Source organism: Serratia sp. BIGb0234, from assembly GCF_024809915.1.
Lineage (GTDB): Bacteria > Pseudomonadota > Gammaproteobacteria > Enterobacterales > Enterobacteriaceae > Serratia > Serratia liquefaciens.
In genome coordinates this window covers 340,258-361,640 of sequence record NZ_JANUEI010000003.1, presented here as the reverse complement: position 1 = coordinate 361,640, position 21,383 = coordinate 340,258, and the positions used below count along the sequence as shown (strand labels likewise).

Below are 21,383 nucleotides of genomic sequence, written 5' to 3'. Positions count from 1 at the left end.
ACTCTATTTTTCTACAACGCTTTGTAGGAATAGGCAAGACTCGGGCAGGAATGTGCATTGTGCTGCTGAGCCAAGTTACTGACAATACACCTCAGATATTTTGCGCCAGCGGCGCTTGCCACATGCAGAAGAGAAATTACCCATGCAAAACTTTATTCTTCATACCCCAACCAAAATCCTGTTCGGCCAAGACCAAATCGCCGGCCTGGCACAGCAGATCCCTGCCGACGCACGCATTCTGATCACCTACGGTGGCGGCAGCGTGAAGAAAAATGGCGTGCTGGATCAGGTTTATGCCGCACTGGCGGGCCGCAACGTGCAGGAGTTTTCCGGCATTGAGCCTAACCCAACCTACGAAACGCTGATGAAAGCGGTCGAAGTGGTGCGCGCAGAGAATATCGATTTCCTGCTGGCGGTCGGCGGCGGCTCCGTGGTTGATGGCACCAAGTTTATTGCCGCAGCGGCCCACTATCAGGCGGATGCCGATCCATGGCACATCCTGAAAACCGTGGGCAGTGAAATCAAAGGCGCGGTGCCAATGGGCTGCGTACTGACACTGCCGGCCACCGGCTCTGAGTCCAACAGCGGCGCAGTGATCACCCGCAAAAGCAGCGGCGACAAACAGCATTTCTTCTCGCCACACGTGCAACCGCTGTTCGCGGTGCTGGATCCGGTAGTAACCTACTCTCTGCCGCCGCGCCAAATCGCCAATGGCGTAGTCGATGCCTTTGTCCACACCATTGAGCAGTATTTGACCTATCCGGTCGACGCCAAGGTGCAAGATCGCTTTGCCGAAGGCCTGCTGCTGACGCTGCTGGAAGATGGCCCGCGCGCGCTGTCCGAGCCGGAAAACTATGCGGTGCGCGCCAACGTGATGTGGAGCGCAACCATGGCCTTGAACGGTCTGATCGGCGCCGGTGTGCCGCAGGATTGGGCAACCCATATGCTGGGCCACGAATTGACCGCCATGCACGGTTTGGATCATGCCCAGACGCTGGCGATTGTTCTGCCTGCGCTGCTGATCGAGAAAAAAGCGCAGAAACGCGAAAAACTGCTGCAGTACGCCGACCGCGTTTGGGGCCTGCGCGATGGCAGTGAAGACAGCCGTATCGACGGTGCCATCGCCGCCACTCGTGCCTTCTTCGAACAAATGGGCGTACCGACCCGCATGGCGGATTACCAGCTCGACGGCAGCTCTATCCCGGCGTTGCTTGATAAACTGCATCAGCACGGCATGACAGCACTTGGCGAGCATCAAGACATCACCCTCGAAGTCAGCCAACGCATTTATAACGCGGCGCGTTAATCGCAAACCGCCTATTTCCTGCTAGGCTTTAGTTTCAACTTCTCTCCTGCGCCCGACGCTTCATCGGGCGCAGTTCAATGCGCTATTCGCGCTGCCGATCCTCATCTGATTAACCCATGGGAGAAAACATGACCTGTAGCCGCCCTATCCCGACAGCGCTGGAATTTGGTTAGCAAACTCAGCACTCCCCCAATTTGCCAACTAGAATTTATTAATAGCCGTTTCCGGTGCATGCAGCACCGGGCAATCCGTTGACAAGGAGATACGCATGACAACGCAACAACCCATCATCAAACTCCACGATGGTAATCTGATGCCGCAGTTGGGTCTCGGCGTTTGGCAGGCGAGTATTTCAGAAACCACCCAGGCGGTGCTTAAAGCACTGGAGGTGGGCTATCGCTCGATCGATACCGCTGCAATCTACAAGAATGAGGAAGGGGTTGGCGCAGCACTGCAATCCACCTCAATACCACGCGATGAGCTGTTTATCACCACCAAACTGTGGAACGACGATCAGGGCGACCCGCAAGGCGCGCTGGAAACCAGCCTGGAAAAACTCAAGTTGGATTACGTCGATCTGTATCTGATCCACTGGCCAAGGCCGCAGCAGGACCAATATGTCGACGCCTGGCGAGGGCTGATCAAACTGCGCGAGCAGGGGTTGGTCAAAAGCATCGGGGTATGCAATTTCCACACCCCGCACCTGCAGCGCCTGCTGGACGAAACCAATGTCGCACCGGTGATTAACCAAATCGAGCTGCACCCGTTGCTGCAACAGCGTCAGCTACGCGCCTGGAACGCAACCCACCATATTGCGACCGAATCCTGGAGCCCACTGGCACAGGGTGGCGAAGGGGTATTCGACCAACCGGTGATCAAAAACCTGGCGGAAAAATACGAGAAAACCCCGGCGCAAATCGTGGTGCGTTGGCACCTGGACAGCGGGCTGATCGTGATCCCGAAATCGGTCACGCCAGCGCGCATTCGTGAAAACTTCGAAGTCTTCGACTTCAAACTGGATAAAGACGAACTGGCCGAAATTGCCAAACTGGATATCGGCAACCGCCTGGGGCCGGATCCGGACTCACTGTAATCTCCCTGCGCCCGGCTTCGGTCGGGCGCAGCATCATCCAAAATACGCTTATCGGCGATAGGCCTCCGCCAGATTTACCGACGCTCTCCGCTCCGCCTCCCTAAGCCAGGCAACCGCTTCTGCTCCGGTGATCTCTGCGCGCCCGAGCGCCGCCTGCTGAATACGCGCCAGCGTCTGAGCGGCACGTTGCCGGATGGCGGCCATATCCTGTCCCACCAGTTCGCCATGCCGCTTGCGGGTCTGGCCGTTGATGATCACCGTATCTACATCGGCGGCATGGGACTGCAACACACTACTCGCCCTTGGGAAAGAAGAAGGCACCATCGCCCGCTGATGTTTAAGCATAATCACATCGGCCTGTTTTCCCGGCGTCAGCGAACCAATACTTGTCTCCATTCCCAGCGCAGCCGCGCTGCCGTGGGTCGCCCAACGCAACGCATCCCCCACCGAGAGAGAAAGTTCAGAAACCACTTCCCCACGGATATGGTGCTGATGGTTATCCAGGCAGCGCTGGGTTTGCAGCCCCAGCCGCATCTGCGAAAACAGATCCCCAGACCCCACGCAGACAATGTCAGTGCTGATCGCCGGGGCTATCCCGTGATCCAGACAGGCTCTGATGGGAGGAAAGCCCATGCCCATTTGCATTTCAGTTTCGGGGGCGATGCTGACTTTAGCGCCGGTTTTAGCCAACAGCCGCCATTCGGGATCGGTCAGACCGGAACAGTGAATATGCAGGTGACCGGGCTGCAGCAATTGATGATCGTCAAGCTCCTGTAACCCTTTCAATAACCGGCTATTCGGTAGTGCGCCGGTATGAGAAGCAATCAGGATATCCTGCTGCTGCGCCATGCGGATCTCCGCCGCAGTCTGCGTAAAGGGCACGGTGCCAAAATCGCTGAGCAAGGTCCCCATACGCAACAAACCCTGATCGTCGCTAAAATAACGCTCGCGCAATTCAGCGGCAAAATTGACGCGTTCTTGATGGCTGGAAAAACCGGCGGGCTGAAAATCATAAACCTGAAATCCATAGGAATACACGCCACGGATACCGGATTGTTGCAGTGATTCGATCGCTGCGACGGCATGATCCGGGCTATTCACACAGTCACAGCAGTCGAGGATGGTTGTGACCCCGCTGTCTATGGCCTCGAGCGCCCCCACCAGGGTGGCAGTGGACAAATCCTCGGCGGTCACCAAGGCCCCCAGCCCATAAAACGTATTCGCCAGAAATTCCGGCAACGACATATCGCCGGAGATCCCCCGAAACAACGACATCCAGGTGTGGCGATGACTGTCGATCATACCCGGCAACACGATCGCACCACGCGCATCGATCACTTCGGCATCCAGATGACTAAACGCCTTTGCGTTTTCCGCCAGCGCTGCGATCCGGCCATTTTCAATCAGCAGCGCCCCCTGGGGCAGTTCCCCATACTCTGCATCCATGGTGATAATATGACCGCCAGTGATGACCTTACGATCGGCCTGCATGCTCATGTTTTACCTCCTGATTACCCACTGGAAAACAGGCGTGCACAATGTCGGTGGTTTAATCACGGCAGACAGGCCGAACGACATAAATACGGCTACGCACATTCTTATGAATCTGCTCATCATTAGGAGCGCTGTTGCTACGGCGGGATGTTGCCTAGCCAATAAATGACCGGATTTCCATCACCACTTTGTCCGGCGATTCCAGGGTGGGGAAATGACTCGCCCCCGCAATTTTTACCGGATTGAACCCGCGGTGGCGTTGGGCGAACTCGCGCTGCAACTGGTCATACTCTGCGCTATGCGGTTGTGAATAGAGGTGCATTACCGGACGCTCAGGGGTGAGCTGTTCCAGGCGTTGCAGGGGAGAGCCAAATTGCCCATAGGCCAACTCGATTTCCCGACAAGAACGGATCCACATCTCCTGATCGAATCCGGCCATTTCCTGTTGGACATGGTTGATCACATCCTGGTTATCCGTATGGGCTACCCATTCCGCAAACAGGGCATCTCGCGCCTGTTGCCAGCTTTCCGGCCGCTGGCTCTGCTGTAAATTCTGCAGCAGATCGGTAAAAGCTCCGGTCATCAACCAGTCCACCACGATGGTTTTCGGTACCCGCAACGGGCCCAGTTGCTGGCTTAAAGCGATGTTGGCCCAGCCGCCATGGGATGTAGAGAGCGGAATCAAGCGCTCAACATCCAGCCGGTCAAGAAACAGAACCAGATCGGCCGTGAGATCATCCATACCAAAATCGCCGTCATAACTCCGTGCGGCATTGTGCCCGCGCCAATCAATATTAAGTACGCGATAGTGTTGCGCCAGCAGCGGTATTAGGTGTTTAAAAAGCCGGTGATCCTGGCACCAACCGGAAAGCAACAGCAGGGTGGTGTCCCCGCTGCCGCTGTCCTGGTAGTCGAATGAATTGCTGCCCAGCGTTATCGTTTTCATGCTCATGCTTGTTCCCTCATCATGCAGAAAGTGGGATGCAGGGGTGAATGGCGATCCGGCCAGATTTGGCCGTTTCCCACAAGAACTGTAGTAGATGCTTATGCTCTGCCAGCCGGCGAGGAAAATTGTGTGGCGGTTCAAGCGGGAAATCGCTCATCTCCCCCCTCCTGTTTGTGATGGTACGGTAAGGCAATAATTTGACTATATGGCGTTTTTATAGGCGGTGAGTAATGAATAGTCACAACACGGGTATGCCGAAATGGAATAGCAAAAGGGGATTTTGAGAAGGGTATGATTGACAGACAGATCAGAAAAAGAGGGTAAGTACCCGCCCAGGCTAAAGTGTTGCCTATCAGCCTGGGACATACTGAGACTTACCCCTTTAGCGAGCTACAACCGTTCGCCGTTGGTGGCGATCACCCGCTGGTACCAGCCAAAGCTCTGCTTCTTCTTACGTGCCAGATTGTTGTCGTGATCGACATACACAAAGCCGTACTGTTTCTGATAGCCGTTGAGCCAGGAGAGCAGATCGATAAACGACCACGGGTAATAACCACGAACATCCGCGCCCTGCTCGATCGCCGCGCCAATCGCCTGGATATGATCGCGTAAATAATCAATACGTGGTTGATCGCGCACCTCACCTTCGACGATCGGATCCTTGGCTCCCAGCCCGTTCTCGGTAATGTAGATTGGGATATTGCCGTAGCGTTTGACGATACGGCCAATGGCATCGGTCAACCCCTGCGGATAGACCTCCCAATCCCAATCGGTGTAGACGCCGTGCGGATTGCGAACCTGTTTAAACAACCCCTTGAAGCCCAGCTCGCGCCCGCTGCCCTTCTGCCCGCTGGTGTTGATGGTATAACCGTCCACGTCATCGTTGTGCGCGACCATTTCACGCTTGTAGTAATTCAGGCCGATAAAATCGACGATATTCTCTTTCAGCAATGCCTCATCGCCCGGCGCGAAATGCGGCACGCCAAAGGCCTGCTGCGCCATCGCCAGCAGCTCTGACGGGTATTCGCCCTTCAGCACCGGATCGTACAGCCAGTGGGTGAAGATCCCTTCGGCTATTTCGCAGGCGCGGCGATCCTGCGGTGAATCGCTGATCGGATCGTTCGGTTGCAGCACGTTGACGAAGCCGATCTGGCCGTTGATCTTCATTTCACGGAAGCTTTTTACCGCTCGGGCGTTGGCCAGGAACACATGGTGACACGCCTGAATGCCCTTTTTCGGATCGGTCAGTTTGGGTGGGTGCGCCCCGGTGAAATAGCCCATGCCGATAAACACAATGGTTTCATTGAACGTGGACCAGAGTTCGACCCGGTCGCCAAACCGCGAGTAACACAGACGCGCATATTCATCAAAAGCATCGATGATCTCTCGTGATTCCCAACCACCAAATGCGTCCTGCAACGCCTGCGGCAGATCCCAGTGGTACAGGGTGATCATCGGTTTGATATTGTGCTTGAGCAGTTCGTCGATCAGATCGCTGTAGAATTGGATCCCGGCCTCGTTCACTTCTCCCCGGCCTTGTGGCAGCAGCCGTGGCCAGGAGATCGAGAATCGGTAGGTCTGCATACCCAGCTCGGCCATCAGCGCCACATCTTCACGGAAGCGATGATAGTGATCGACCGCCACGTCGCCGTTAGTCCCCTGATAGGTGGTGCCTGGCAGGTGAGAGAACAGGTCCCAGTTGGACAGGCCTTTGCCGTCGGCATCATAGCCGCCCTCGACCTGATAAGACGCGGTCGCGGCACCCCAGAGAAAGTCTTTCGGAAATACGCTCATTGGTTTTTCACCCCGTTTTGCTCCAGTAATCGGTAAATTCTCACCTGTTCCTCCACCAGATCGCGCGCCAGCATGGCATTCATGATGTGGTCCTGCGCGTGCACCATAATCAGGTTGACCGGCAACTTGCCCTCCCCCTCGTCAAAACCGATCAGCTCGGTCTGGGTGGCGTGGGCGCGCTTCGCCGCCAGTTGCGATTCCGCCAGCAGAATATCCACCTGGTCCCATTGGTACTTACGCGCCGCATACAGCGCCTGCATGGCGCAGCTGCGCGCCTCTCCGGCGTTGATGATCAGCTCCATTACCGCCGTTTCCATGTCCATCATTCGGTGACTCCTTGTGTCTGTTCAATCTGCTCCGCTTCGCTCACTTCCTGATCCAGCAGCTGTTGCTCATAGACTTTGAAGAATGGGTAGTAGATCAACGCCGAAACCGCCGCCAGCAGCAGCACCAACAGCGCGGCGCGGAAATCCCAACCGGTAGCCCAGGCGGCACCAATCGGCGCCGGAGCGGTCCAGGGCACCACCGAGATCACCCGCCCGATCAGATCCAGCTTCACCGCCGCGTAGGCGATGATCGAATTGACGATCGGCGCGGTAATAAACGGAATAAAGAAGGTAGGGTTCATCACGATCGGCGTGCCGAAGATCACCGGTTCGTTGATGTTGAAACAACTCGGCACCAGGCTCAGCTTGCCGATCGAACGCAGGTGCGCCGAACGGCTGCGCAGATAAAGCAGTACCAGCCCAAAGGTGGCGCCGGATCCGCCGATGACGATAAAGAAGGTCCAGAAGGCCTCCATAAAGATGTGCGGCATCGGTTGGTTGGCGGCCAGCGCGTCTTGGTTAATCCCCAGGTTGGTGAGCCAGAAGGCCTGCAGCATGCCGGAAACGATCACCGCGCCGTGGATACCCGCAAACCACAGCAAATGGCCGATCAGCACCGCCAGCAAGATCGCCGGCAGCGAATCCGCAGCGGAGATCAAAGGCTGGAACAGCGCCATGATCGCCTGCGGCAACAGCAGGTTGAACTGGTGCTGCACCAGCAGGCTCAGCGGATACAGGGTGATCACCACCGCCAGGATCGGGATCAGCAGATCGAACGACTGCTTGATCTTGGCCGGCACCTGCTCCGGCAGTGAGATGCCGATATTGTGCGCCTTGAGGAAGCGGATCAGTTCGGTGGTGTATATCGCCACCAAAATGGCGGTGAAGATCCCCACGCCGCCCAGTGCGGCGGTCGGCAGCATTTTTTCGCTTTGCGGCGCGGCCACCAGCAAGAAAGACATCAATGCCAGCATCGCCGCCATAAAGGGATCGAGCTTATAACTCTGCGCCAGGTTGTAGGCAATGGCGGCGGTGATATAGATGGACATAATGCCCATCGTCATATTAAACGGGGTGAGAATAGCGACCTGATGTTTTTCCGCCGCCCCCAGCCACCATTGGGCAATGCCCCAACTGCTGTCGGCGGAAAAGGGCGGATAGGCAAACACCAGCAAGAATGAGCCGACGATCATAAAGGGCATCGCGGAAATGAAACCGTCGCGGATCGCCATAATATGTCGCTGAGTCGATAATCTCCCGGCAATCGGGCTGATGCGGTTTTCGATAAAATTGAATGCGGCCTGGCTGATACTCATGGTCCAACCCTCGGGAGGTGCTGAGTCAATGGTCACAGGATGGGAAAACCGGCGGAAACGGCCTGATGCCGGCGGCCCGGTGGGATCAGTGTTGTGCGATCATCTGTAAGGCTTCGGCGAGAATTTTATCGCCGCGCATCATGCCGTAATCCATGCTGTTTATTACCGCTATCGGCTTATTTTCCCTGTCGGCAATCTTTTTAAAATCGGCGAACTTATATTTCACCTGCGGCCCAAGCAGGCAACATTGGTAATTCGCCAACGTGGATTCAAATTCCTCCAGGCCGACGGCGATAATATCAACCTCAATCCCCTGCTGTTCGGCAGACTTTTTCATTTTATTCACCACCATGCTGGTCGACATTCCTGCGGCGCAGCATAAGAATATTTTTTTCATCCGTTCTCCTGGAGGCATAGGTACAAATGATTCAGTTGAAGAATGAGTATGGTTTCAAAAACGAGAAAACCGCAACCGGTTTCAGTAACCGGTTGCAGAGTTTGAATGGGTTCTGTGAAGGAGATCCGAATTTTAATTTTCGGGCTTAAAACGCGGAATAACTGAGCAACATCGTCTGGCTAAACCGCTGCCCTTTAGCCAGGCGGCGCAGCCCGCCCAGGTCAGCCATGTTATGCCCGTTGGCCGCGTGGGACATGGGTTCCAGACAGAAAAAGTCGAATTGATAACCCGGATCGAACGCCGGATCCGAGACGAACAGGAAATAAACCGGACAGGCCGGCTGAGTGTTCATTCGTAACCGAGCTCCCTGCTCCGGCCACTGGATCTCCGCCTCGCCGTTCCAGCCGCTAAAGCCGTTGTTCACCCAATGACGCGGCAATGGCCCCGGCTGGTTGAAATCCATTTCTTCGCTCAGCGCCGCCTGCTCGCCCGCCAGCCAGTCTTCGGCCTCCCGCCAATAGGCCGCGGCGGAAGCCTGTACCCGGGTATGCGCGGTTAACGGAAAGTACGGATGCCAACCCAGCCCATAGGGCATCGGCTTTTCACCGGTGTGCTCTACCGCCAGTTCGATGCTGAGTTGGTGCTGATGCAGGGTAAAGTATTGTTCTACCTGATAACGATAAGGGCCATTCTCATGCTGATAGCGCAAGTGAAGGACTTCGTCGCCTTGCTCAACACATTGCCATTCCTGCAGCCAGCCGTCACCATGCAGATAATGCCGATCCCAGTCGGTATTGGCGCTGAGCCGGTAGTCTTGCTGCTCGAAGCTGAAGCGGTTTTGATTGACCCGATTGCCGAAGGGGACCAGAGGAAAACATCCCGATTGCAGCGCCGGCGTAGCGTCACTCACTACCGCAGGCCGCAGCAGAGGGAGCTCTCCCTCCGGTGTATAAGCGGTGAATTTCAGCACGCTGCCGCCCAACGAGGAAACCACCAGCGAGACGCAGCCGTTATCCAAACTAAACAGTGCCATAGTGCCCCCTGGCGTTAATCGGCGAAGTTAATCACCACCTTGCCACACTGCCCGGAAGCCATCAGCGCATAAGCATCGGCAGCCTGTTCAAGGGCAAAGCGGTGGGTAATCGCGTGATGCGGATGCATTTTCCAGTCGTGCAGGTCGGTACAACATTTTTCCATATGGTGCAGGCTGGTGACCCAGGAGCCGATAATTCGTCGTTGGTGATGCATCAGGTCTGCACTGACCTCAAATTCCACCTTGCCGGTTTCACCGATGTAGACAACCCTTCCCCAGTCCGAGGAGGCCTGCAGCGCCAGCAGCCGTCCTTTAGCGTTACCGGAACAGTCGAGGGTGACGTTGGCGCCGCCCGCGGTCAATTCGCGAATGCGCTCTGTCACCCCCTCGCCGGTCAGAAAACCGTGATCCATCAGCCCCAACCGCTTCGCGGTCGCCAGACGTTCCGGTATGACATCTACGCCAATCACCGTTTTCGCCCCCCGCCCCTTCGCCAGCATCATCGCCATCATGCCGACCGGGCCCAACCCTACGACCAGCACGTGATCGCTGCCGGACACCTCGCCGCGCACAATGCCTTCATAGGCCGTGCCGACGCCGCAGGAAATAAAAGCGCCGTCTTCGTAGCTGAGCGAATCCGGCAGATGGATCAGATCCTTTTCCTCCGCCAACAGATAGTCGGCGTGGCCGCCATCCCGTTGCCAGCCATAGGCTGCCTTGCCAACGCCGGTACAGGAAATCGGATAGCCCCGGCGACAGTTGCTGCAAAAGCCGCAGCCGGAAATGTGGTACACCAGCACGCGGTCACTCTCGCGGAAGTGCCGGCAACCGGCCCCCAACGCGACAATCTGCCCACAAGGTTCGTGACCGTTAATAAATCCCCGGTACAAGGGCTGATCCGGTGCGGCAGCCGTGCCACGGTGCTGATGATAAATATAATGAATATCGCTGCCGCAAATACCGGACGACTTCATTTTAATTAATACCTGGCCAATACCCGGTTGCGGAATATCCACCTCGCGCAGCTCTGCCGTGGAATTTCCGGGTAAATAAGCCGCCAACATTTTTCCCATAATATTTTCCTTCCAGATTTAATGCGTTATTTTTAGTGGTATACGAGGCTATTGCTTATTGTTCTTCTGCATCACGATAATATTGGCCAGCACCGCCAGTACGATAATCACCCCTCTGACCACCTGTTGGAAAAAGGAGTTAATTCCCAGTAAGACCAGACCGTTGCCAATCAGGGTGATCACCAGCACGCCGAGCAGAGTGCCGAGCATCGAACCGCGCCCGCCGGACAAGGCTGTCCCCCCGACCACCACGGCGGCAATCACGTCAAACTCCAGGCCACTGGCCGCACCGGCATTGCCGGAACCCAGGCGCGCCGCCAGCAGAATACCGGTGACGGCCGCCAACAGACCGGCCAGGGTAAACAGCAGGACACGAATGCGTTTGACGTTAATGCCGCACAGCTGGGCGGCGCTGGCGTTGCCGCCAATGGCGTACACCGAGCGGCCAAAGGCGGTTTTCTTGCTGATACACTGAAAAACCACGAACAGGATCAGCATAATCACCGCCGAAACCGGCAGCCCCAGTACCTGCCCACCCAGCCAGTCCAGCACGTCATTTTCGTCTATCGGCACCGGCAAGGCGTTGGTCATAAACAATCCCATCCCGCGCAGGGCGCTCCAAAGCCCCAATGTGGCGACAAAGCTGGGCACGTTAAACCAGCCTCGCAACACCCCGGCGACCGAGCCTAACGCCGCCCCCAGACACAAGGCCAGGATCAACGCGAACGGCAGCGGGATCGCGTACTGCATCAAATAAGCCAGGATCACCGAGATAAACGCCACCATCGGGCCTACGCTAACGTCGATTTCCCCGGAAATAATAATCAGCGTCATGGCCCAGGCGGCAATGCCGATGGTGGCGGCATCGCGTAAGATATTCATTTGGTTATTCAGCGAAATAAACCCGGTGGCATAAATAGAAAATACCAGGTAAAGCACGACAATAATTGCCAGCAGGCCCAGTTCATTGGCGTGCTTCGATAATTTTCGGGTTCGGGTTATTTTTACTTCCGGTACCAATGTGGACATTGTATTACCTCCGGTGCCTTCGAATGCGGGCAGAATTATTGGATCATCAGCACTTCAGACATCAGCTGTTCAACATCCACGGGCGAGATAAACTCCTTCACTATCGTGCCTTGCTGCAACAACAAGATCCGGTCGCAGACCTGGGGTAATTCCTCCACTTCGCTCGATACGAAAATGATACTTTTACCCTCTGCCGCCAGCTCACGCGCAATACGGTAAATTTGATTTTTCGCTTCGACATCCACGCCGCGCGTCGGCTCATCCAGCAACAGGATCCGGCTTCTGGCGTAAACCCAACGGCCGATCACCACCTTCTGCTGGTTACCGCCGGAAAGCGTCATGATCGGCGTGCCGGTTTCTGCGGTTTTCACCCGCATCCGGCTGACGATCGCCGAGGTTGCCTGTTTGATCTTCTGCCAATTCAGCACGCCAAAGCGGCTGACGGAACGGCTGTCTGTCATCACGGTATTTTCATCCACGCCCAGCAACGGCATGATGCCCTCCGCCTTTCGGTTTTCCGGCGTGTAGGCCATACCGCGCTGGAGCATCTGGGCGTAATTCGGGCAGATCAGCGTTTCACCGTCGAGGATCAGCTCGCCTTCGACGAACGGCGTCAGGCCAACGATGGCTTTCAGCAATTCACTGCGGCCTGCGCCCAACAACCCGGCAATGCCCAGTACTTCGCCCCGCCGCAGCTCGAAACTGACCTGATGCAACTTGGGCGGCAGCGATAATTGTTTAACTTCAAAAACCTTGTCCCCGCCCTTCGGGGCCGTGACGGTTTGCGTATGGTGGTCCTGATGGCCCAGCATCAGGTCGACAATTTGCTGAGTTGAGGTGTTGTCCAGCGCCACGTCACCCGCCACGCGGCCGTCGCGCATAATGGTGCAGGACGACGCCAGCCGGCGGATCTCATTCATTCGGTGGCTGACATAAACCACTGCAATCCCGGCGGCGGAAAGGCGCATCACTGCCGCCGCGACCAGATCGGCCTCGGCGTTGGCCAACGAACTGGTTGGCTCGTCGAGGATCACCACTTTGGGATCCCCCTGACAGGCCCGGGCGATCTCCACCAGCTGCTGCTGCGCCGGGCTGAGATCGCGAACCCATTGTTGAGGATCGATGTCCACCCCGAGCAGCGCCAACGCGTGCCGGGCCTGCGCCAACATGCCTGGTGCGTCAATCACGCCGGCGCGCTGCGGCCAGGCCCCCAAACACAGGTTTTCCGCCACGCTCATGTCCTGAACCAGGCTTAGCTCCTGATAGACGGCCCGCACGCCAAGCTCACCGGCCCGGCGCGTCAACAGCGCATCTGGCCCCTCCAGCAGTCGATCGCCGATAAACACTTGCCCGGCGTCCGGCCGCTCACTGCCGGTCAACATGCGGATCAAGGTGGACTTGCCCGCGCCGTTTTTCCCCAGCAGAGCGCGCACCTCGCCACGCCGCAGCGTGAAATTCACATCTTGCAGCGCCACCACCCCCGGGTAACGCTTATGCCCCGATTGAATGCGGGCCACGACCGGTTGCTGCGCCAATTCGTTTAAGGCTCTGTCACTCATGCAAGCCACCGACATTAAGAGCCTATCCCAGTAGGCGTCATTGTTGCAGGCAGTTTGGACAAGGACAGCGCGGAAGAACCGGAGCGTACACAGAGTACGTGAGGATTCTGAGCACTGCCCAGGGCCAAACGGACAAATAAAATAGCCTAATGGAATAGGCTCTAAGGTAAGCCGTCTTTGTGAGTCGTCAGCCAATCAGTAGCGCTCTGCGACGAGGCGTAGAGATCGATCGGCACCTGCACCACCTTTTGGCCGACCGGCCGCTGGTTGATGGCGTTCATCGCCTGAGTAAAGACCAACGCCCCCATTTTCTTGCCCGAGATATCCACCACCGCCTGCAGTACCTGACGGTTCACCAGTTCCTGTGCGATTTCAGTGGTCATGTCCGAGCCGAATACCACCGTTTGGCCGACCTTGTTCTGGTTGCGCACGGCTTTAACCGCCCCGAGCGTAGCGCCGCCGGATTCGCCGAAAATGGCATCGACTTTCCCGGAGGAAATCAGCAGTTTCTCGCCGACCGATATCGCCTTGTCCAGCACGGTGCCTTCCTGATTAGCGACGATTTTCATGCCCGGTACTTTCGCTTTTAACGCCTCTTCAAATCCTTTACGCCGTTGCACGCAAACTTCGAAGGCTTCGCAATTAATAACGGCGATCGCAGGCTCGGTTATTTTCTTTTCAATGAAGTAATCGGCGGCGGTATTACCCAGTTTTTTGCCAAACTCGTAGGGATCGCCGACCAAATAGGCATAAACATATTTATCTACGCCTTTCTCATTAATGCAGGTGTTGTAACAAATCACCGGAATGCTGGCTTCGTTGGCACGCTTGATGGCCCGCACGCTGCCATTCACCGAAACGGCGGAAAGCACGATGGCATTCACGTCGCGCGCAATCATGGTATCGATAAACGAACTTTCTTTAGAAACATCCCCCTGCGCATTGGTTTCTATGATTTCAATTTTCCCTTTGTCCTTGGCGGCGCCGTCTTGCACGCCCCAGCGGACCCCGGCGTAATACCCCTGGGTATCGAGATAAATAGCGCCGATGGCGGTTTTGTCGTTTTTAGCCTGTGCGCCTGCACTGAAAATAATCAGGCCCCCGGTAATGGCTAACAGCACGTGTTTTATTTTTTTTAGCAACATCGTTATTCTCCAGTTAATGTTCATTAACCTCTTGCTGCCTATTTTTATTATCCCGCCTGAAGGCTTTACCGCTGTTCGCCCTCAGGCGGAGCACAGACTCATTACACTAAATGATCAAACTGATTACTTACCGCCACAGGATCACGCATTAAACTAAACAGGGTTAAGTAAACTTTTTCTCCCTGGCGCGATCCGTACCTGCTGCACTGAGCTGTTCTTCCAGTGCTTCCAGAGTAATGCCTTTGGTTTCCGGCACTCTGGCGTAAATGAACCCCGCACCGGCCAGGCAAATGACGCCATACAACAGGAAACTGCCCGCTGCGCCTAATGCGGCATTCAGCAACGGGAAGCTATAGGTCAGAACAAAACAGGCCACCCACAGCGCAAAGGTGCCGGCGGCCATGGCCGCTCCGCGAATGCGATTGGGGAAGATTTCAGACAGCAGTACCCAGGTAACGGGGGCAAGCGTGACGGCATAGATAGCGATGGCGACCAACACCAGTAACAACACCGGCAGCCCCAGCAAACCATAGGCGTAAGCCGCCGCCATCAGCAGGTAGATCACCGTTAATCCACAGGCACCTATCAGCATCAGCCGGCGTCGGCCAATGCGATCCACCAGCGGTAAAGCCAGCAAGGTGAAGATCAGGTTGATCAACCCGGTGGCGACGATCGACTTCAACGTATCGTTAATATCGAACCCTGCCGACGCGAAGATCTCCTGCGCATAGTTAAAGATCACGTTGATACCGCACCACTGCTGAAATATCGCCAGCACAATGCCTATCACCAACACCGGCCGTACATCGCTGCGCAGCAGCGCACTGAGCGGCACCTTGCCGCTATCCTTGTCCAGCGTTTGACGGATCTCCTTTAGCGTTTGCTGCGCATAGCTTTCATTGCCGATGCGTCGCAAGACCTTCTGCGCCTGCTCGTGGCGGCCGACCTTCGCCAGCCAGCGCGGCGACTCCGGCACTGCCAGCATCAGCAGCAGGAAGGCCAGCGCCGGTACCAGTTCGGCGCCAAACATATAACGCCAGCCAACCTGTCCGTTCCAGCTGGCCAACAACTCCGCCTGACCGGCATTGGCGGCCACCGGATCGGCGATCAGCAGGTTGATCAACTGCGCTGCCAATACCCCGATCACAATGGTCAATTGGTTCACCGCAACGAAGCGACCCCGCTGTGCCGCCGGGCTGATTTCGGCGATATACACCGGCGACAGCGCCGAAGCCAGGCCAATGCCGACCCCGCCGACAATGCGGTAAATGATAAAGGCGTCAAAACTGGTGGCCACGGCGGTGCCCCAGGCCGAGATCACGAAGGTCAAGGCGGCAATCGCCAGCGGCAGCTTGCGGCCAAAACGATCCGACAGCAGGCCCGAGATCACCGCGCCGAAAATACAGCCCACCAGCGCCGAACTCATCGCCCAGCCTGACTGGGCGGGATCGGTGATGCCAAAATAGGCCTCGTAGAAAGGCTTGGCCCCGCCTATGACCACCCAGTCGTAGCCGAATAACAGGCCACCGCAAGCGGCGACCAGGCAGATAGTCCAGACATAGGGCATGTTCAGTTTATTCGTCACATTGGTCCCCTTTTGGGCATCAGTTGGCTAAAGTCTCGGCCAGCACGGTGAATAAACGCGCTTTGTCATGCGCAGGATTTATCGCCAGCAGCTCGCTTAACGTTTGCTGCGCTGCGGCTAACTGCCCTAACCCCAGCTGCGCCAAAGCCGTCACCAGCAGGCAGTGCTGTTGATGCGCCTGTTGCAGGTCATTGTCCAACGCCATCAAATCCGGCAGCGAAACGGCAAAGAAATCGGCGCCAGGCAACATCTCAGACTGCTGGCTTGCCCACTGCTGCATTTGGGTGAACTGCTGTTCGGCCTGTGCCGACTGCCCCAGTTGCTTGAGCGCCATGCCGCGATAGAACAAATAATCCACCGGTTGGTCGTTGTAGTAGCGGCTTTCAGCCAGTTCGCCGTGTCCCGCGCAGGCCTGTTGCCAGCAGGTGGCCGCTGCCTCGAGCTGGCCTTGCCGGGCAGCACAGATACCCAGCCAATAGTAGATATCGTTGTCGCTTTGCCCAGCCAGACGCCCTTCCCCCAGATTTTGCGGATAGTGCAACGCCGACTGCAGCAAATGCTGCGCCTGCTGCGGCGCTCCCTGTTGCAGTGCCTGGAATGCCAACCGTTGCAGATTGATCAGATACTGGCCGGTGACTTTGCCTTCACCACCTTCCCACGGGTGAAACTCACGCTGCTGCAGGATCCGTTGCGCGTCACTCAACCGATCGCACTGGTTGTAAAGGCTCAGCAATTCGGCGGTAAGGTCGTCACGCCGGGCCACTACCGGTAAATGTTGCTCCAACATCGCCAGCCGCTGAGCAGGTGCAGTACCGAGGCGTTTGTTCAGTTGATCCAGTTCAAACAGCAGCCGAGCGTCATCAGGTTGCAGAGCAAAGGCCTGCTGCAGATGCGCCAGCGCCACGTCATGCTGCTGGAGTTTATTGAAGGCGTAGATCCCCAGATTGCGCCAGGCGTCGGCAAACGTCGGCTCCCGCTCCACGCATTGCTGCCACAGCGCTACCGCCTGCGAGTAGTTGCGCTTGCTGTAATGGAAACAAGCCAACAGATACTGTGCAAAAACGCACTCCTGCAGTTGGCTTAGCATCTGCACTTCATTCAGGGTATTGGGGAAGCGCACCTGGTGGCCGAAGCCGTCGCGCGCCTGCGCCAACAACTGCCGATATTCCCGGTCACTTACCGCGCCTTTGCGCAGGCTGGCCAACATATAGCGCGGCAAGGTTTCCTGGCTGTCCAACAGCGTCAGTAACTCAATCGCCTGCTCTTTGGCTCCCCATTCACAGAGTTGACCGGCAATGTTTAGCGCATTGATCCCACGGCAACCGGTCACCGACCGCAGCCGTTGTAAATCGGCCTCGGCGTGAGTTTGCGCATAGCGCAGGTAATACAGGCTGTAATGCAGCGGACGGGCGACAAGCTGGTCATCGATATAGTCCAGGCTCTGTGCCCCTTTCCCCAGGCGTTGCAACAGCAGCGCTTTCAGGGCGATCAGCGGATAATGGCTGGCGTTAACACTCAGGCTGCTTTCACAAAACGCCAGCGCCTGCTGATACTCCCCGCGCCGCGCCGCGACCCGCGCCAGACCATAGAAACCGCCCGGTTTACCGTTACCACTCCAGATGGCGCGGTAGAAATCCTCGTAGGCCGCGTCGTCGTTACCCAATTGTTCCTGAGCGCAGGCACGAATCAGGCTGGCTAACCCGCACTGTGGGTTGCGGTTAAGGTTATGGGCTCGTGTCAGCGCGTCATCCGCGTAGGCAATCGCGCGTTGGAAATTGGCGCGGTTATATTCCAGCGTGGCCAGAGCCAAATTGCAGCGGTAATCAAGAGGATCCAGCGTCAGGCCCCGCTGGTAGTAATCGAACGCCGAACGGCTGGCATGGTGGTACTGCTCCAGATGCTGGCCGATAAACCAGGCTTCATCGGCGCTGACGATCTGTTCTGCCGCCAGTGGCGCTTTGGCGGGCTGCGGCAACTCGGTGCTTTCGCTCGCCTGATGCTGGCGATAGCTGAGTACGCTGCGGCCCTGGGCGTCCTGCAATTCAATCGTCAGGCGACCGGAGAAATCGCCGGTCATGGTCTCCAGCAGCGCCGCACCGGGGGTGAGATCAACGCGGCGGTCGAGCAGCAGCTGCTGATCGCTATCGCTGCGGATCACCAACCGGTGCTGCGCCAGCGGCGCGACCGCATACAATCCCCACACCAGTTGTCGCCCGTCGCTTTCCAGTTTTAGTGCGGCACGGGTGTTGGCGTTCTGCACCATGCCCAGGGTGTTGTAGGGCAGGAAATTCTGCACAAAGCATTTTTCTTCGTAGGCGTCGAGCCAGGTGAAATCCGGTTGGTTATCGGTGTAAACCCCGGTCATCAGCTCAATGTAAGGGCCGTTATTGTCGGTCAGATTGCGATCCCAGGCCTGGCCAAATTCGCCGTGGCCCCAGCTCCACTGTTTCTTGCCGGGCGACACATGGCGATCGGCGATGTGCAACAATCCGCCCTGCTCATCGTGGCTGTAAGCGCCTACAAAGTCATAGTCCGACTTATGCGCCATGTAAGACGTCGGTACCGGGATATTCTTGTAGCGCGAAATATCCACACCGGCCGAATAATCCACCTTGTAGTAGGTGCCGGTGGCAATAGGGAACGAAGAGACATCGCGCTTGCCATGGTCAAAAACGGCGGTCACATCCGGCGGGAATACGCTCTGGTGATCGTCTCCACCTTTCACCGCCGGGTTGGCCCACCACAGGAAATGGCGCGGCGTCGGGTTAGGGTTAAAAATCTTGGCGCTGATTTCAATCAGCGCGCGGTCAGGATACAGCGTGAAACCGGCCATCACCTGCAGCCCGCGCATCGGCTCCACCTCCCCCAGCCAGACGGTCTGCGCCCCGTTATCGTGCTGCTGGATCTGGCAGTCCACCGGCATATAGGTGGTCGGACGGTGGTGTTGCGGCCAGTTGAACTCGATCCCCCCTGAGATCCACGGCCCCAATAACCCCACCAGCGCCGGTTTCACTACCTCGTTGTGATAGACAAAATCGCGCTGCTGCACTTTGTCGTAAGCCCGATGAATACGCCCGCCCAGTTCCGGCAACAGCATCACGCGCAGGTAGTCGTTTTCCAGATATACCGCCTGATAGCGACGCAGAGATTTTTCACCGCTCAGGGTGTCAATAACGCCATAGGGATAAACCGCACCGGACGATCCCTGATAGACGCGGTTTTCCAGGAACATCGGGTGCGAATCCTGCTCGCCCGTACCGTAAGTGGGTAATTCAACCTGCTCTTGCCAAACCTTGACTGTCCCGTGCATGTTTTCCTCGCTAAAAATACTGAAGGTTGCTTTTCAGGCAGTCTAAATGACAGAATCGGCTACTTTACGCGCTACCATCACGCAATACAGTAAACGGGGTTTAATGAATGGCATTGCAAGGGTTGAATAACCAACGGGTGCGCAATTTTAATAAACGGGTGCTGTGCGCGTTGCTGTATCGGGAAAAGGTGGCCAGTAAATCGACGCTGGCGCGGCTTTCACAGCTGTCTATTCCTGCCGTCGGCAAAATTCTCGATGAGCTGCAGGAAGAACGCCGGGTTGAGCACGACCAGCAGAATTTGCACCGCCGCGGTTTGGGCGGCGGCAGTTACCGCATCGCTGCCTCTGAGCAACGGATCCTGTGCCTGAACGTGTCGCCCTATCTGATTGAAAGCATCGTGGTGGATGGCCTGATCACGCCGTGCAGCGTCTTCACGCCGCAACCAATCGTTGCCACCACGCCACAGGCGATGCTGCAGGAAATGGTGCAGATCTATCATCTGCACAGCCGACAACAGGGGATGCCGCTGAAAATAGCGCTGTCGATCCACGGCCAGGTAAACCCGCTCACCGGGGTGTCGCAGCGCATGCCACAGGCCCCCTGGGAAGGCCCGGTGGAGATAAAATACCTGCTGGAAGAGCGCCTGAAGACCGAGGTCCTGCTGGATAACGACTGCGTGATGCTGGGGCTGGCAGAAAAGTGGCAAAATAACGCTAACGCGCAGGACTTCTGCGTGATTAACGTCGATTACGGCATCGGCTCGTCGTTCGTGATCAACCAGCAGATTTACCGGGGCAGCCTGTTCGGCAGCGGCCAGATTGGCCACACCATCGTCGATCCCGATGGTGGCCTGTGCTCCTGCGGCCGTTACGGCTGTCTGGAAACCATTGCATCACTGTCGGCACTGAAGAAAAAAGCGCGCATTCAGCTAAAAGTCACCCCCAGAGCGCAACACGAAGGCGAAAGGCTTAAAACCCCCACCACCGCCGAGCTGATCGCCCGTTATCATCAAGGGGACCCCGCGTTGCAGGTGTTGGTGCAACGCGCCGCCCAAGCGATTGGCCTGAGCCTGTATAACTTTCTTAACATCTTAAATATTAACCGTATTTATCTTTATGGCCGTAGCTGTGGCTTCGGTCAGGCCTGGCTGGAGACCATCATCAGCCAGACCGGGTTCAACCCCTTCGATCGTCACGATCAGATCCAGACTCAGGCCACGCATATCGGCTTTGGCCAACTCACGCGCGCGCAGCAGGTGATGGGAATTGGCTATCTGTATGTCGAACAGGCACTGACGGAGATGCTATGATGCCGACTTTTATCCCAGCAAAAACAATACGGAGCACCATGAAACCCACCCTACGACACTGGTCGCGCGCAGGCGTGATATGCCTGATGCTGATCCTGGCCGGTTGTTCCAGCAAAAAACCGCGTACCAGTTATGATGCTCATGCCTTTGACGACGCGATTGAGGATGCTGCGGATAAATACGATGTCGATCAAAAACTGATCGCTGCGATGATCAAGGTCGAGTCCGGTTTTAACCCGGCGGCAATCAGCCGCTCCAATGCTATCGGGTTGATGCAGTTGAAAGCCGACACCGCCGGCTGTGACGCCTATCGCTACAAAGGGAAACGTGGCTGTCCGGACGACGACGATCTGCTGGATCCGGATACCAATATCGACCTCGGCGCAGCCTATCTGGCCGTGTTGCAAAAACAGCAGCTTAAAGGCATCGACGATCCTGTCACGCTGCGTTATGCCACCATCATCGCCTACGTCAACGGCACCGGTGCGCTGCTGCGGACCTTCTCCAGCAACCGCCAGCAAGCCATTTCGATGATTAACAATCTGTCGCCGGAAGCCTTTAACTGGCACGTGCGCAAGTATCATCCCGCCCCGCAGGCGCCGCGCCACTTGATGAAGGTAGAAGCGGCCTACGAGCAGCTCTGATTTTCAAAAGCAAAAAAGGAGAA

The 21,383-nt window shown here is 56.7% G+C and carries 17 protein-coding genes; 4 read left to right on the top strand and 13 right to left on the bottom strand.

The features are described from left to right. Positions 1-142 precede the first annotated feature (142 nt). Together yqhD and dkgA are read left to right on the top strand one after the other, a co-directional pair. Complete coding sequence (gene yqhD / locus M2407_RS14550; protein WP_020828656.1) at positions 143-1,306, top strand: alcohol dehydrogenase; 1,164 nt, start codon at positions 143-145, stop codon at positions 1,304-1,306. 268 nt (positions 1,307-1,574) lie between these two features. Beyond that, a complete protein-coding gene (gene dkgA, locus M2407_RS14545) occupies positions 1,575-2,399 on the top strand; it encodes a 2,5-didehydrogluconate reductase DkgA (RefSeq protein WP_128864565.1) in 825 nt (274 codons plus the stop codon). 48 nt (positions 2,400-2,447) lie between these two features. On the opposite strand, the gene M2407_RS14540 is transcribed toward dkgA, so the two are convergent. The 13 genes from M2407_RS14540 to M2407_RS14480 form a co-directional block, all read right to left on the bottom strand. Continuing rightward, positions 2,448-3,896: an amidohydrolase family protein gene (locus tag M2407_RS14540; RefSeq protein WP_259218489.1), complete on the bottom strand. Its 1,449-nt coding sequence runs from the start codon at positions 3,894-3,896 to the stop codon at positions 2,448-2,450. A gap of 151 nt (positions 3,897-4,047) precedes the next feature. Beyond that, a complete protein-coding gene (locus tag M2407_RS14535) occupies positions 4,048-4,845 on the bottom strand; it encodes an alpha/beta fold hydrolase (RefSeq protein WP_122080245.1) in 798 nt (265 codons plus the stop codon). Between the two features lie 384 nt (positions 4,846-5,229). Next, positions 5,230-6,633 carry a GH1 family beta-glucosidase gene (locus M2407_RS14530; protein ID WP_259218487.1) on the bottom strand — a complete coding sequence of 468 codons (1,404 nt, stop codon included), beginning with the start codon at positions 6,631-6,633 and terminating at the stop codon, positions 5,230-5,232. After that, the gene (locus tag M2407_RS14525) at positions 6,630-6,959 is read right to left on the bottom strand and encodes a PTS lactose/cellobiose transporter subunit IIA (RefSeq protein ID WP_259218486.1); all 330 of its coding nucleotides are present in this window, start codon (positions 6,957-6,959) and stop codon (positions 6,630-6,632) included. The genes M2407_RS14530 and M2407_RS14525 overlap by 4 nt, the downstream gene beginning before the upstream one ends. Then, positions 6,956-8,275 carry a PTS sugar transporter subunit IIC gene (locus M2407_RS14520; protein ID WP_020828662.1) on the bottom strand — a complete coding sequence of 440 codons (1,320 nt, stop codon included), beginning with the start codon at positions 8,273-8,275 and terminating at the stop codon, positions 6,956-6,958. The genes M2407_RS14525 and M2407_RS14520 overlap by 4 nt, the downstream gene beginning before the upstream one ends. Before the next feature lie 85 nt (positions 8,276-8,360). Then, positions 8,361-8,672 carry a PTS sugar transporter subunit IIB gene (locus tag M2407_RS14515; RefSeq protein ID WP_020828663.1) on the bottom strand — a complete coding sequence of 104 codons (312 nt, stop codon included), beginning with the start codon at positions 8,670-8,672 and terminating at the stop codon, positions 8,361-8,363. A 145-nt stretch (positions 8,673-8,817) separates the two neighbouring features. Continuing rightward, positions 8,818-9,705 carry an aldose 1-epimerase gene (locus tag M2407_RS14510; protein ID WP_122080251.1) on the bottom strand — a complete coding sequence of 296 codons (888 nt, stop codon included), beginning with the start codon at positions 9,703-9,705 and terminating at the stop codon, positions 8,818-8,820. 14 nt (positions 9,706-9,719) lie between these two features. Continuing rightward, on the bottom strand, positions 9,720-10,778 hold the full coding sequence (locus M2407_RS14505; protein WP_122080252.1) for a zinc-binding dehydrogenase: 1,059 nt from the start codon (positions 10,776-10,778) through the stop codon (positions 9,720-9,722). 48 nt (positions 10,779-10,826) lie between these two features. Continuing rightward, the gene (locus M2407_RS14500; protein WP_142816345.1) at positions 10,827-11,807 is read right to left on the bottom strand and encodes an ABC transporter permease; all 981 of its coding nucleotides are present in this window, start codon (positions 11,805-11,807) and stop codon (positions 10,827-10,829) included. Positions 11,808-11,842: 35 nt separating this feature from the next. Further along, a complete protein-coding gene (locus tag M2407_RS14495) occupies positions 11,843-13,381 on the bottom strand; it encodes a sugar ABC transporter ATP-binding protein (RefSeq protein WP_259218484.1) in 1,539 nt (512 codons plus the stop codon). Between the two features lie 146 nt (positions 13,382-13,527). Continuing rightward, on the bottom strand, positions 13,528-14,511 hold the full coding sequence (locus M2407_RS14490; protein ID WP_115060513.1) for a substrate-binding domain-containing protein: 984 nt from the start codon (positions 14,509-14,511) through the stop codon (positions 13,528-13,530). A gap of 163 nt (positions 14,512-14,674) precedes the next feature. After that, on the bottom strand, positions 14,675-16,096 hold the full coding sequence (locus tag M2407_RS14485; protein ID WP_020828670.1) for a sugar porter family MFS transporter: 1,422 nt from the start codon (positions 16,094-16,096) through the stop codon (positions 14,675-14,677). 19 nt (positions 16,097-16,115) lie between these two features. Further along, positions 16,116-19,406, bottom strand: a complete 3,291-nt coding sequence (locus M2407_RS14480) for a DUF5107 domain-containing protein (RefSeq protein WP_259218483.1) — start codon at positions 19,404-19,406, stop codon at positions 16,116-16,118. Between the two features lie 107 nt (positions 19,407-19,513). Between M2407_RS14480 and M2407_RS14475 the strand changes: the two genes are divergently transcribed. Together M2407_RS14475 and M2407_RS14470 are read left to right on the top strand one after the other, a co-directional pair. Further along, complete coding sequence (locus tag M2407_RS14475; protein WP_259218482.1) at positions 19,514-20,716, top strand: ROK family protein; 1,203 nt, start codon at positions 19,514-19,516, stop codon at positions 20,714-20,716. Between the two features lie 38 nt (positions 20,717-20,754). Then, the gene (locus M2407_RS14470; protein WP_041414972.1) at positions 20,755-21,360 is read left to right on the top strand and encodes a transglycosylase SLT domain-containing protein; all 606 of its coding nucleotides are present in this window, start codon (positions 20,755-20,757) and stop codon (positions 21,358-21,360) included. Positions 21,361-21,383 lie beyond the last annotated feature (23 nt).